The following is a 12,541-nucleotide window of genomic DNA, read 5'->3' on the forward strand; positions in this document are numbered from 1 at the left end:
CGTCCCCAGAAAAGATGACCCTTGAAGGTTTTCGTGCGCTTGAAAAGGCCCAGCCTGCGCTGCACGAATTTGCACGTGGTGAGGCCCGCGCCCGTGGGGTTCCTGGTCGCGCCCACAGTGATGTGGTTATGAATTTGGTCGGTTTGCTGTGGGGCGCACTGCGGGGCACACCCTGCCGGATTTACAGCGAAACGATGCAAGTTCAAGTCGGTGAAGACGCTGTGCTGTACCCCGATGTGACGATCACTTGTGATCCGGACGACATGAAGGGTCGCACGCTCAAAGCCCCGAGTTTGGTCATTGAAGTGTTGTCGGCTGCCACCCAATCGTTTGATCGCAGCTCCAAGTTCGCCATGTACCGTCGCCTGACCAGCTTGCAGGAATACGTGATGGTGGACCCGGACAGCAAGTGGATCGAGGTCTTCCGGCGCACCCCTGAGGGTTTGTGGGCCTTGCATGACATCACCGAAGAAACCCTGCTCTTGGCGGCTGTCGGCACCGAGCTGTCGCTGAGCGACATCTTTAGCGGCATGGGTTCGGACTGATCGTTTGATCGTCCGTCCGCAGAGATCTCGGCAAGCTGTGCAGGGCCTTAGCGGCCCCGCAAAAACAGCCCGTCGAGCTCTTTCAAACTGAGTTGACGCCAAGTCGGGCGGCCGTGGTTGCACTGGTCCGCCCGCAGTGTGGTTTCCATATCACGCAGTAGGGCATCCATCTCAGGCAGCGTGAGGTGACGATGCGCCCGAATGGCACCGTGGCAAGCCATGCTGGCCAAGATGTCGTCGTGGGCCCGCTGAATGTGCTGGCTGGAGGCGTGATCCAACAGATCACTCAGAACCGAACGCGCCAAGGCCACGGGGTCCGCCTGTGACAGTGCTGCTGGGCTGGACCGCACGGCCAAGCGTCCCGGGCCAATGGCTGCAATATCCAGCCCCAGCTGTTGCAGGGTCTCGGTTTCGGTCTCGGCGCACGTGATCTCGGTGGGGGTCGCCGCAAAACCTGCCGGAATCAGCAAAGGCTGGCTCGGAATGTTTTGCTGACCGTTCTGGAAAGCTATTTTGAGTCGTTCGTAGACGATGCGTTCATGCGCAGCGTGCATGTCGACGACGATCAGTCCCTGCGCGTTCTCCGCCAAGATGTACAGACCCGCAAGCTGAGCCAAGGCGCGGCCCAAGGTGGGCACCACCGCATCTGATTTCGGGTGCGGGTGCTGAGGCGGTGGTGGTTGCGTTTGCGGTGCGAAGGAAGGGGCATACGGTACAGCGACAGCGTCTTCCCGGGCGTACAACAAGGTGGCTTGTTGCATCGGACTCATCACCGACCGCATGGGTACCGGGAGCGGTACCGGCACTATCGGCGCGGGTACGTAGGTGGATGAGGTCGCCGGCGATACAGCCAAGGCCGCTTCGACGGCGCGGTGCAGGGCTTGGTGAACTTCACGACTATCCCGGAACCGCACCTCAACTTTGGCGGGGTGAACGTTCACATCCACCCGATCAGGCGGAATGCTCACGAACAAGACGTAGGCGGGTTGGCGATTGCCATGCAAGACGTCGTCATAAGCTGCACGCACACCATGCGTGATCAAGCGGTCCTTGACCGGACGGTCGTTGACGTAGGTGTATTGCAAATCGGCTTTGGCGCGCGACAGGGTGGGAATGCCCACCCGGCCCAGAATGCGTAGCGGCCCCATCGTGGCATCAACCGCTCGGCTATTCGCCACAAAATCCTCACCCAAGACATCACACAGACGTTGCTCAAGAGCGGTCGCACGCCACTGATGCAGCAAACGACCCTCGCTCCAGACCGTGAAAGCCACGCGCGGCCGAGTCAAGGCATGGCGACGGACCACCTCTAGGCAATGGCCCAACTCCGTGGCATCACTTTTGAGAAATTTGCGCCGAGCTGGGGTCGAGTAAAACAGCTCACGCACTTCGATGGTGGTGCCCGTGGCCCGAGCGGCCGGGCCGATTTCTCCGGAACGAGCCTCAAGCCGTTGGCCATGGCTCATGCCCGCAGTGCGACTGATCAGGGTGACTTCGGCAATGGAGGCGACGGCTGCAAGGGCTTCTCCTCGAAACCCCATGGTCAGGACGTTTTCCAGCTCGACCAAGGAGGCGATCTTGCTGGTGGCGTGACGCCGTAAAGCTTTGGGTAGATCGTCCGCTGCGATGCCCATGCCATCGTCTTCGACGCTGATGAGCCGCACACCTCCTGCTTGCAGGCGGATGACGATATGACCCGCCCCAGCGTCGAGGGCGTTATCCAACAGTTCGCGGACCACCGAAGCGGGCCGCTCAACCACCTCGCCGGCTGCAATCTGGCTGATCAGTTCATCCGGGAGATCGCGAATGGGGCGCACAACAGGTCAACGCACGTAGCGACCATTGCGGGCGATTTGCACCAGTTCGACAAAGCGAGAGCCGGTATGACCCCCAGCGATGAAGTCGATGTCCATCCCGGCATATCGCAGCTGCAAGGTTCTGAACGCGGCGTGGATCCGTGTCCGATTCAGCTCTGCACCACTGCGCTTGAGGCCATCGGCCAGCACTTTGGCGCTCATATAGCCTTCCAGTCCGTAGTAACCGATCGGCAACTTCATCATCGTGGCTAAGTTCCGATACTCCAAGATGGTCGGATCGAACATATTCCATGGATAAGGCATCGCCTGCACGATCACCAAGCCCCGCGCCCGTTCGCCCAAGCGGTGCATAACCACGTCACCCGAAACGATAGAAAGACCATAAAAACTTGATTGCAAGCCAAGACGTGGAGCGTCTTCCATCAGATCAGCGGCCAGCTGCCCGTTGATAAACATCACCACAGCTTGGGGCTGTAAAGCCAACAACTTGCGCGCTGCGTCCGGGATATTGCTGCCATCGGCATGCACAGGGGTTGAAACGGCAATTTCCAGTTTGCGGGTTGCCAGCGAATCGGCCACCAACTTGTGGATTTCCTCCCCGACAGGGCCGGCAAGGGTGACCAAGCCAATGCGACTGATGCCGATGGTCGTTAGGTGTTGAACAAGCTGTTCAATTTCTCGACCATAGGTCGCACGGATGAAATAAGCCACCCCTCGGCATTTCTGACGCACGCTGTCAGAGACAGCGAAACCGCCGAATGCCGCTATACCGCTATCTCGCAGCACGGGTTCAATGGCTTGGGTGGTGTTGGATCCTACGCAACCAAAGAAGATCTGCGCATGGTGGTCGTTGACCAGAGATTGGGCATTGCTCAGAGCTCGCTCTGGCACGCCGTCATCATTGAGCGTGACCAAGCGCATACGCCGCCCAAAAATGCCGCCCCGGCTGTTGATGTCTGCAAAAGCAAGCAGGGCCCCTTCGTTGAAGGCCAGGACCTGATCATGCAAAGTGCCCTTCAGATCGGCCGTTTGACCGACGATGATGTCGGGCAGAGAGGCCTCGGTGGAGGCACGCGCAGCCGCAACCAAGCACCCACCCGAGGCGGCCAGAAGGAGTGATCTTCTACGCATGCAGACCTTGAAATAGCGAACGAGCAGCAAAGAAGGCGAGTTTGAACATGAGCATGACTTTGAAGCACATATCGAAGCAGATCAGTAGCACCACATTGGGCAAAAATGACACCTAAGCCCTGAAAAATGAACGCTTTCAATCCATGTATTCACCAGGGTCACAGGATAATCCTGTCCTATGGATTGGTTGCCCCTGTTGCTGGATTTCATTGTGCATGTCGATAAACACCTAGCGGCCTTTGTGGCGAGCTATGGGATGTGGATTTACGTGCTTTTGTTCGTCATTATCTTCGTTGAGACGGGTGTTGTCGTGATGCCATTTCTACCGGGGGACTCGCTGCTCTTTGTGGTGGGTGCCATGTGCGGTGTCGGACTGATGGACTATGCAGGTTCGATGGCGCTGCTTATGACAGCCGCTGTGGCGGGCAATCAGAGCAATTACTTGATCGGACGACACATGGGTTCCAAGGTGTTCGGTTGGGAACAGTCACGATTTTTTGATCGCCGCACATTCTTACAAGCCCATGATTTTTACGAAAGATACGGTGGAATCACGCTGATTGCTGCAAGGTTCATGCCTTTTGTGCGAACTTTCGCACCTTTCGTGGCGGGCGTTGCAAAAATGTCACGCTCCAAATTCACCTTTTTCGACGTGGCTGGTGCCGTCCTCTGGGTGGGGGGGCTGGTGACCGTGGGCTTCTTGTTTGGCAACATTCCTTGGATCAAGGACAACTTAGAAAAAATCATCTGGGCCACGATTTTGCTTCCCGCCTTGTTCGTGGTGGTCGGCTCTATGCGCGCGCGGCGCAACGGGCTCAACACCCCGCATCCTTGAAATGAGGGGTGCTGGCCCTGCCGGATGCTTCTGAATTTGGCTCAGATCAGCCCTTGCCGAGGGGTTGGGGCGTGATCGGCCACGTAGCGCAGGATGCCGCTCATCAAGGCTCGCACCAGTTTTTGCTGGTAGGCCGGATGACGTAGGTGGGACTCTTCTTCGGGGTTCGAGATGAAGGCAGTCTCCACCAATACCGACGGGATGTCGGGGGCTTTCAAAACCGCAAACCCCGCTTGCTCCACCCTGTTTTTATGCAAGCGCCCCACATGCCCCAAATGTCCCAAGAGCTCGTTACCGAGCTTCAGGCTGTTTTTGATCTGGGCTGTGGTGCTCATGTCGATCAAAGTGCGCAGCACTTGGGTATCGGTGACTGCCACATTGATGCCACCAATGGTGTCGGAGGCGTTTTCCCGACGCGCCATCCAACGGGCAGCAGCACTGGTTGCGCCTGACTCAGACAGCGCAAACACCGAAGCCCCCCGGGCTTTGGCCGTGAAGTAGGCGTCGGCGTGCAGAGAAATGAACAAGTCCGACTTGACTTGGCGCGCCTTGTTGACGCGCTCGTGCAAAGGCACAAAGTAATCGGCGTCGCGGGTTAAGACCGCGCGTAATCCCGGGCGGGCATTGATTTGCCGGGCCAATTGTTGGGCGATCATCAGCACCACGTCTTTTTCAAGCAACCCGCTGGGGCCTTTGGCGCCCGGGTCCTCGCCGCCATGGCCGGGATCGATGGTGATCACAAAGAGCCGATCCATGGGAGGGGTCGGAGTGGCATCGGTGGGCGGTGGCGCGGGCGGTGGTGAACTTTCTGGCAACTTGGCCAAGGGTTGTTCCGCCGCTTGTTCCGGGTAGAGGTCAAACACCAGCCGGTGGTGATAAGGCTCTGCTGGTGCCAGCGAGAACACTTGGGGCCGGCTTGCTTGCTTGAGATCAAAGACCATACGTACTCGGCCGGGCCGATGTTGGCCCAGACGCACGCCCGCGATATGCGGATCCTCGCGTCCCACTTTGCCGACCAGCTCGCGCAGCTGCGCGCTCAGCTCTAAGCCGGTCACATCAATCACCAACCGAGGTGGGTTGTCCATCATGAATTGCGTCCCCACCAAGGGTTGATCTGATTCGATGGTGACGCGGGTGTATTCGTTGGCTGGCCAGACCCGTACTGCCAAAATGCTGGCCCCCCAAGCAATTTGGGGGCCGGTGAGCAGCAGCACCGGCGCGACGACAGCACCTTGCAGCCAAGTGCGGCGCGAAGACGATGGCCCGGTCGATGGTGAGGAGGACTTGATCGCAGTCATGGCAGCAGACGCATCCCTGTAGCGGTATTCGCTTCAAGTGTGACACTGCGCCCTCCGTCTGGCAAAGCGTGCAGCCGCACATGCAAATCGGCTATGGGTAGCAGCCCAGCGGCTTTATCGGGCCATTCAACCAGCTTCAGGCCCTGTTGGGCAAAGAGATCGCGAAAGCCGGCTTCTTCCCATTCGCGCGGGTCGCTGAAGCGATAGAAGTCGCAGTGCCAGATGTTCGGGATGGGGCCGGGCGTGTCTTCGTAGCTCTCCACGATGGCGTAGCTGGGGCTGCGAATGCGGCCTGTCACGCCCAAGGCGCGCAACAGATGGCGCACCAAGGTGGTCTTGCCGGCCCCCAGATGACCTTCGAAGGTGAGGAGTGCTGAGCTCAGCTCAGGCCGGGTCGCCAGCTGCACTGCAAAGGCTTCGCAGGCGCTTTCATCGGACCAGCGAAGTTCACGTTGCATGTCACGTTGCATCAAAGGGAGGGAAGAGGTTTCTAGAATCACCGGATGTCCATCGTCAAACACGCCATGCCCGTCGCACCCACGCTTGATCTTGCAGCGCTTGGGGGCCAGTTGCAGGACTGGGCCACGGCGCTGGGATTTTCCCAGATCGGCGTGGCGGACATCGATTTGGCTCACGCCGAGCCCGGTTTGCAGGCGTGGCTGGCGGACGGATGTCACGCCAGCATGGCCTACATGGCGCAGCACGGCTTGAAACGGGCCCGTCCCGCAGAGCTTGTGCCGGGCACGCTGCGGGTCATCACGGTGCGTATGGATTATTTGCCGCGTGATACCTCGCCCGCGTGGCGCGAAGACGCCTGGTCCCGGCTGGCTGACCCGAGCGCGGCGGTGGTTTCGGTCTATGCCCGGGGGCGCGATTATCACAAGGTGCTGCGCAGCCGCTTGCAGCGTTTGGCCGACCAGCTGGCCGAGCGCATCGGGCCGTTCGGTCACCGGGTGTTTTGTGATTCGGCCCCGGTCATGGAAACCGAGCTGGCCGCGATGAGTGGTTTGGGTTGGCGCGGTAAACACACCTTGGTGCTGTCGCGCCAAGCGGGCTCGATGAGTTTTTTGGGCGAGCTGTTTGTCGATCTGCCCTTGCCGCTCACGCCGGCCAGCAGCGCGCATTGCGGTGGGTGTCGTGCTTGTTTGGACGTCTGCCCCACAGGCGCGATCGTTGCACCGTATCGGCTGGATGCGCGGCGCTGCATCAGCTACCTCACCATCGAGCACGCCGGTGCGATTCCCCTTGAGATGCGACCCCTGTTGGGTAATCGCATCTATGGCTGCGACGACTGCCAGCTCATCTGCCCATGGAACAAGTTCGCCACCCCGGCCAAGGTGCCCGACTTTGATGTGCGCCACAGCTTGGATCAGGTGGGCTTGTTGCAGCTTTGGCGCTGGGACGAGGCCACCTTTTTGCGCTGCACCGAAGGCAGCCCCATCCGCCGCATTGGCTTTGAGCGCTGGCGGCGCAATTTGGCGGTGGCGATGGGCAACGCGATTCGCCAAGGCCGTTCTACCGCAGTGGCCCTTTTGGCCGGGCTGAATCAGAACGAACGTATCGCTGACACCGACATGGTTCTAGAGCATGTCGCTTGGGCGCGGGCTCAGGCCGCGACTTAACGTGGTTCAAGACGGGTAAGCCTTCTCGCCATCTCCGCCGCGCCCTTCAGTCCCGCCTCGTCCAGCTTCTCCACAGTGATGGTTTGGGCTTGGGCCCAGCCTTTGAGGTAGCCGGGTTGGGAGCGGGCGTAGAGCGGGTCGTAGTGCATGGTCATGAGTTCTTGAAACAGCGGTGCGAGGTCGCGGTCGAGGGCCCAAGCGCGCCAGCGTTCCAAGGTGTCGTTGGCTTGCAGGCCGTGCAGGGTGGCGAGTTTGTCGGCCAAAGCCTGGGGGTCGTCGCCCAAACTGGCGTAGTCGCGCAGCAGCAGGTCAAGGCGGGCATCAAGGGGTGCGTCGATGTACACGCAGGGGCTTGCGCGCAGGTGGTTGATGAGCGCATTGGGCAGGGCGATGCGGCCGATCTTGCGGCTTTCGGCTTCGATCCACACCGGCTGGCTCACATCTAAAGCGCTCAGCACGCTGGCCAAGCGGGTTTCAAACTGTTTTTGGCTGGGTTGATCCACGCCCGGCAAGCTGCCCAGCACCGAGCCCCGGTGAGCCGCCAAGGCTTCCAAGTCGATGGTTTGGGCCCCGTTGGCGGCCAAGGCGTGCAACAAGCGGGTCTTGGCGCTGCCGGTCGGGCCGCAAAGCACGCGCAGTTGCAGCGTCGGGGCGAGGGTGTCGATCTGCTCGATCACATGTTGGCGATAGCGCTTGTAGCCGCCCGCAAGCTGTTGGGCGTCCCAACCGACCAACCGCAGCCATTGCACCATCGAGCCACTGCGCAGCCCGCCGCGCCAGCAGTACACCAGCGGTCGCCAACTGTGCGGCTGATGGGCCCAAAGCTCACGCAGGTGCCGGGCCAAGTTGGCTGCCACCATCGCGCCGCCCACGCGCCGGGCTTCAAACGCGCCTTGCTGTTTGTAGAGGGTGCCGACGATGCGGCGCTCTTCGTCATCAAGCGCCGGGGTGTTGATCGCACCGGGGAGGTGGTCTTCGGCAAACTCAGCGGGCGAGCGGGCGTCGAGGATGGTGTCAAAGTGTGCGATCTCGGCGATGCCGACCGGGCCGCTATGTTGACCGTGCTGACGCGGCACAGGCGGCACAGGCGGCACAATCAGCCCTGTTGGCCGCCGCCCCGCAGGCAGATTTTCAGAAATAACGGACACAGGCATGGACTCCATGGATGCATTGATTCAATTGACACGCTTCTCGCACGGTGGTGGTTGCGGCTGCAAGATGGCCCCGGGCGTGCTGAGCGACATCCTCTCACGCACGGCGCCGGGCTTGCTGCCGCCTGAGCTGATGGTGGGCATTGAAACCAGCGACGACGCTGCCGTCTGGCGGCTCAACGACGAACAAGCCTTGGTGGCGACCACCGATTTCTTCACCCCGATTGTCGATGACCCCCGCGACTTTGGCCGTATTGCCGCTACCAACGCGATCTCCGATGTCTACGCCATGGGCGGGCGGCCGATCATGGCCCTGGCCATCGTCGGCATGCCACTCGACAAGCTGCCGCGTGAGGTGATTGGCCAGATATTGGAAGGCGGAGCCAGCGTGTGCCGCGACGCAGGCATCCCGATTGCCGGGGGCCATTCCATCGACGTGTTGGAGCCGATTTATGGCTTGGTGGTCTTGGGCTTGGTGCATCCCAGCCGGGTGCGGCGCAACGCCGATGCCCGCGCGGGTGACGTGTTGATTCTGGGCAAACCGTTGGGGGTGGGCGTGCTGTCAGCGGCGCTTAAAAAAGGGGTGCTGGGTGCCGAGGGCTACGCCGAGATGATTCGCCACACCACGCAACTCAACCGCGTGGGCCCTGACTTGGCGGCCATCGACGCGGTGCATGCCATCACCGATGTGACGGGCTTTGGGCTGGCGGGGCACTTGCTGGAAATCTGCCGGGGCTCAGGCTTGGGTGCCGAAGTGCGTTTGGCCGACATGCCTTTGATTGAGCGTGCGGCCGCTTTTGCCCGTGAAGGCATCGCCACCGGGGCTTCGGGGCGCAACTGGGCCAGCTACGGCGGCCAAGTCGATTGGCCGAGCCTTGAGGGTGAAGGTGAGGGTCAAGCGGCTGACTGGCAACGCACCATGGCGACCGATCCGCAAACCAGCGGTGGCTTGTTGGTGAGCTGTGCCCCAGAAGCGGTTGAAACGGTGCTGGCTACCTTCCGCTCGGCCGGGTTTGAGCAAGCTGCGGTGATGGGCACCTTGGCTGAAGGCCCCGCACGCGTGCGCTTCGTCAGAAGTTGACACCTCGTCCAGCGGTGGTTCGGTGATCGTTGCTACGACTTATACTGGCGGCCTTTTGAACACGATCCAATACGCTGCCACTGCCTTATCGTTCAGCCCGACAGCGCCATGGGCGGTGCTGGTGGTGATACTTTTGTCCATGATCACGGCCTCTGTGATTGGTCGTTTTTATAGCGTCTCAGTGCCTGTTGGGCGTTATCGATCCATAGAAGGTTTAAGAGGGTATCTTGCCCTCTTTGTTTTTTTGCATCATGCCTGTATTTGGTATTTCTATCAGCATGATCACGTTTGGGCTGTGCCACCGTCACGTCTATATGCCCAGCTCGGTCAAGCCAGTGTGGCCTTATTTTTCATGATCACGGGGTTTTTGTTTTTTTCAAAATTATTCGATTTGCGTGATCAAGGTCGATGCATAGATTGGGCCGATTTTCTAAAAGCACGCATACGTCGTTTGTTGCCACTATATTTGTTTGCCATGGCCATGCTTTTTTTGATGGTTGCTTATATTTCTGGTTTTCAGCTCCATGAAGATGGGTTAAAACTGATTAAGCATGGCTTAGCTTGGCTATTTTTTACGATTTCTGGTGCTCCTGATATCAATGGTATTGAGCATACTTTTACGATGGTGGCTGGTGTCACATGGTCGCTGCCTTATGAATGGCTTTTCTATTTGGCATTGCCTTTGTTGGGTTGGTTTTTTGGCGTAAATTCCTCGAAAAAATGGCTTTTTCTTGGTGGTTTAGCCCTTATTTTTCTATTAACGAGAAAGCCTGTTTTTATTCACACCATTTCTTTTGCAGGCGGGCTCTTGGCATCTTGGGCTGCGCGTAGTAAAAAGCTTCGTCAATTTTCATCTTCAATCAAGGCTTCATGGCTGGTTTGTTTGTTAATGGTTCTAGAAGTATCTGTTTTTGATACGGCGTATGGTTGGGTGCAGTCATCAATACTTATGATTGCATTCTCATTAGTTGCCGCAGGTAATCATGTTTTTGGTTTGCTGGAGAAGAGTTTTTCTTATATTTTAGGTCAAATGGCATATAGTATCTATATGCTGCATGGTTTGCTTCTATTTTTTGTTTTTAATTTTTTATATCAAACAACTTTTATAGAGCATTGGTATATTGTTTTTTTGATAACACCTATTTTAATAGTCGTTAGCTATTTCTCTTTTAGACTTTTTGAGTCGGCACTCATAAAAAATTACCAGTCAAAGGAATCTAGATGAAGTTTCTTGGAAAGCTCAAATCAAAACTAAAAGAAATTAATAAGGCGCGCCTTGCTCGGCGTAGATCTTTTTTCGATTCTGTCGATTATTTGTATACGAAATGGATTAACGTTAATTCGAAGGGTGCATCTGAAATAATCAATCAGTTGATTGATGATGTTTCGCGCGACCATGCACCTCAAAAATTCAGTCTGGTAGTTTTTTCAAAAAATACAATTAGTTTGTATTTTGCTGATTTTTTGCGCTCAGTTATTTTGCAATCACACAAAGATTGGAATCTTTTTATTTGCTGCACAAAAAAAGATAAAAATGCACACTTGGTGTTTTTAGATGCGCTTCATATTAAGGATAAAAGAATCCATTTTGTAGATGCTGACGCATTAAAAATGGATGACTTGAGCCAGTACGTTGCCTTTTTGGGTCAGCATGACGTTCTTCATAAAGATGCGTTGATGTGGATGTCATTTGTTATTAAAAATAAAAAATCAGCTCAACTTATTTATTCTGATCAAGATTACCTTTCTGATTCAAATACCAGAATATCACCTGACTTCAAGCCTGACTGGAGTCTTGATTTTTTTAGATCTAGCAACTATATTGGTGATCTTGCTGTATTTAAGAAGGATGCAATCCAAGATGCCATGTTTTTGAGTGCTGTGCGCGGTGATATTAAATCATCCGACCTGGCGCTTTATAGTATGGAAAATATAGCCTATGAAAATATTGTTCATATCCCTCATGCCTTATATCATGCAAGATGCTGCCATGAATTTATTTCAATAACCACAGCTGAAACTACAAAAGTTGCACTGCAATACCACCTTGATAAAACTCATCCCGGAGCGGTGGCGCATCACTTTGGCTGCGGACCATACGGTAAGCCATGGTTTCGAGTCACGTACCCTGTGCCAGAACATTGTCCCATGGTTTCCATTATTATTCCAACCAGAAATGCAAAATCACTGGTAGAGCAATGCATTCAGAGTGTCCTTGGTAGAACGGCTTATAAAAATTACGAAATCATTCTTGTTGATAATGGCTCTGATGATCCTGATTCACTAAAATATTTTGAAGGCCTTAGCAAAATTCCAATCATTCGTGTGATGCGTGATGATGGCGAGTTTAATTATTCAAGACTGAATAATAGTGCCGCCAAGATGGCTAAAGGAGAATATCTTATTCTCATGAATAATGATATTGAAGTCATCAACACAGACTGGCTTGATGAAATGCTGTCATTGGGCTCAAGGTCGGGTACGGGTGCGGTGGGAGCTAAACTTCTATATCCTGATGGTCGAGTCCAACATGCGGGTGTTATTGCTGGCCTTGGAGGTGTTGCTGGTCATATTCATAGATACCTTGAATCCGATCAGGCGGGCTATCAAGGGCGTGCCGTTTTAACCCATAACTTGTTGGTAGTGACTGCTGCATGCTTGTTGGTGCGTCGATCAATTTACGAAGAAGTTCAAGGTTTAAACGAGATTGATTTAAAAGTCGCTTTTAATGACGTTGATTTTTGCCTGCGCCTCCATCAAGCTGGTTATATTAATGTATGGACGCCTTTTGCAAAACTGTACCATCATGAATCGGCTACCCGTGGTTTGGATGACAATCCTGATAAAAAAGCTCGCTTTCTTCGAGAATGGGATTTCATGAGAAATACATATTCAAGTCTTCTTCATAATGACCCGTTCTACAATAAAAACTGTACTTTGAACGATGAATCATTCCATCGATCTATTAAAACACGATTCTCTTTTGAAGATTTTAAAAAGAAATTGACCCATTGAGTTTTTGATGAATTCTAAAAATACAAGTCATTTTGAATCGACGCGG

Annotated in this window: 11 protein-coding genes; 6 read left to right on the forward strand and 5 right to left on the reverse strand. The window is 55.5% G+C overall.

Annotated elements, in window-relative coordinates:
- On the forward strand, positions 1-545 hold a 545-nt coding region (locus tag AC3VI7_RS04915), incomplete at its 5' end, for a Uma2 family endonuclease (RefSeq protein WP_489671411.1).
- 47 nt (positions 546-592) lie between these two features.
- Here the strand turns inward: AC3VI7_RS04915 and mutL are convergent.
- The gene (gene mutL / locus AC3VI7_RS04920; protein ID WP_489667896.1) at positions 593-2,362 is read right to left on the reverse strand and encodes a DNA mismatch repair endonuclease MutL; all 1,770 of its coding nucleotides are present in this window, start codon (positions 2,360-2,362) and stop codon (positions 593-595) included.
- 6 nt (positions 2,363-2,368) lie between these two features.
- Positions 2,369-3,493, reverse strand: a complete 1,125-nt coding sequence (locus tag AC3VI7_RS04925; protein ID WP_489667895.1) for an ABC transporter substrate-binding protein — start codon at positions 3,491-3,493, stop codon at positions 2,369-2,371.
- A 178-nt stretch (positions 3,494-3,671) separates the two neighbouring features.
- On the opposite strand from AC3VI7_RS04925, the gene AC3VI7_RS04930 reads away from it, so the two are divergent.
- Positions 3,672-4,328 (forward strand): VTT domain-containing protein, encoded by a 657-nt coding sequence (locus AC3VI7_RS04930; RefSeq protein ID WP_489667894.1) that lies wholly within the window; start codon positions 3,672-3,674, stop codon positions 4,326-4,328.
- A gap of 41 nt (positions 4,329-4,369) precedes the next feature.
- On the opposite strand, the gene AC3VI7_RS04935 is transcribed toward AC3VI7_RS04930, so the two are convergent.
- Both AC3VI7_RS04935 and tsaE read right to left on the reverse strand, forming a co-directional pair.
- Positions 4,370-5,626 carry an N-acetylmuramoyl-L-alanine amidase gene (locus tag AC3VI7_RS04935; protein ID WP_489667893.1) on the reverse strand — a complete coding sequence of 419 codons (1,257 nt, stop codon included), beginning with the start codon at positions 5,624-5,626 and terminating at the stop codon, positions 4,370-4,372.
- A complete protein-coding gene (gene tsaE, locus AC3VI7_RS04940) occupies positions 5,623-6,084 on the reverse strand; it encodes a tRNA (adenosine(37)-N6)-threonylcarbamoyltransferase complex ATPase subunit type 1 TsaE (protein WP_489667892.1) in 462 nt (153 codons plus the stop codon). The genes AC3VI7_RS04935 and tsaE overlap by 4 nt, the downstream gene beginning before the upstream one ends.
- Positions 6,085-6,150: 66 nt before the next feature.
- On the opposite strand from tsaE, the gene queG reads away from it, so the two are divergent.
- Positions 6,151-7,248 carry a tRNA epoxyqueuosine(34) reductase QueG gene (gene queG, locus AC3VI7_RS04945; RefSeq protein ID WP_489668000.1) on the forward strand — a complete coding sequence of 366 codons (1,098 nt, stop codon included), beginning with the start codon at positions 6,151-6,153 and terminating at the stop codon, positions 7,246-7,248.
- Here queG and mnmH read toward each other — a convergent pair.
- Positions 7,245-8,402, reverse strand: coding sequence for a tRNA 2-selenouridine(34) synthase MnmH (gene mnmH / locus AC3VI7_RS04950; protein ID WP_489671412.1), 1,158 nt, complete (start codon positions 8,400-8,402; stop codon positions 7,245-7,247). The two genes, queG and mnmH, sit on opposite strands and share 4 nt — an antisense overlap.
- On the opposite strand from mnmH, the gene selD reads away from it, so the two are divergent.
- Genes selD through AC3VI7_RS04965 form a run of 3 tightly spaced genes read left to right on the forward strand, consistent with a single transcriptional unit; the run spans position 8,401 to position 12,495 of the window.
- Positions 8,401-9,480: a selenide, water dikinase SelD gene (gene selD / locus AC3VI7_RS04955; protein ID WP_489667890.1), complete on the forward strand. Its 1,080-nt coding sequence runs from the start codon at positions 8,401-8,403 to the stop codon at positions 9,478-9,480. The genes mnmH and selD overlap by 2 nt on opposite strands.
- Positions 9,481-9,535: 55 nt before the next feature.
- A complete protein-coding gene (locus AC3VI7_RS04960; protein ID WP_489671056.1) occupies positions 9,536-10,705 on the forward strand; it encodes an acyltransferase family protein in 1,170 nt (389 codons plus the stop codon).
- Entirely contained in the window at positions 10,702-12,495 is a 1,794-nt protein-coding gene (locus tag AC3VI7_RS04965) for a glycosyltransferase family 2 protein (RefSeq protein WP_489667888.1), read from the forward strand. The genes AC3VI7_RS04960 and AC3VI7_RS04965 overlap by 4 nt, the downstream gene beginning before the upstream one ends.
- Positions 12,496-12,541: the final 46 nt, after the last annotated feature.

The organism is Leptothrix toolikensis (SeqCode) (genome assembly GCF_057922285.1).

Coding starts and splice junctions, on each gene's coding strand:
- tsaE (WP_489667892.1), bottom strand. CDS start 6,084: ATGCAACGTGAACTTCGCTGGTCCGATGAAAGCGCCTGCGAAGCCTTT.
- selD (WP_489667890.1), top strand. CDS start 8,401: ATGGACTCCATGGATGCATTGATTCAATTGACACGCTTCTCGCACGGT.
- queG (WP_489668000.1), top strand. CDS start 6,151: ATGCCCGTCGCACCCACGCTTGATCTTGCAGCGCTTGGGGGCCAGTTG.
- AC3VI7_RS04925 (WP_489667895.1), bottom strand. CDS start 3,493: ATGCGTAGAAGATCACTCCTTCTGGCCGCCTCGGGTGGGTGCTTGGTT.
- mnmH (WP_489671412.1), bottom strand. CDS start 8,402: ATGCCTGTGTCCGTTATTTCTGAAAATCTGCCTGCGGGGCGGCGGCCA.
- AC3VI7_RS04935 (WP_489667893.1), bottom strand. CDS start 5,626: ATGACTGCGATCAAGTCCTCCTCACCATCGACCGGGCCATCGTCTTCG.
- AC3VI7_RS04965 (WP_489667888.1), top strand. CDS start 10,702: ATGAAGTTTCTTGGAAAGCTCAAATCAAAACTAAAAGAAATTAATAAG.
- AC3VI7_RS04930 (WP_489667894.1), top strand. CDS start 3,672: ATGGATTGGTTGCCCCTGTTGCTGGATTTCATTGTGCATGTCGATAAA.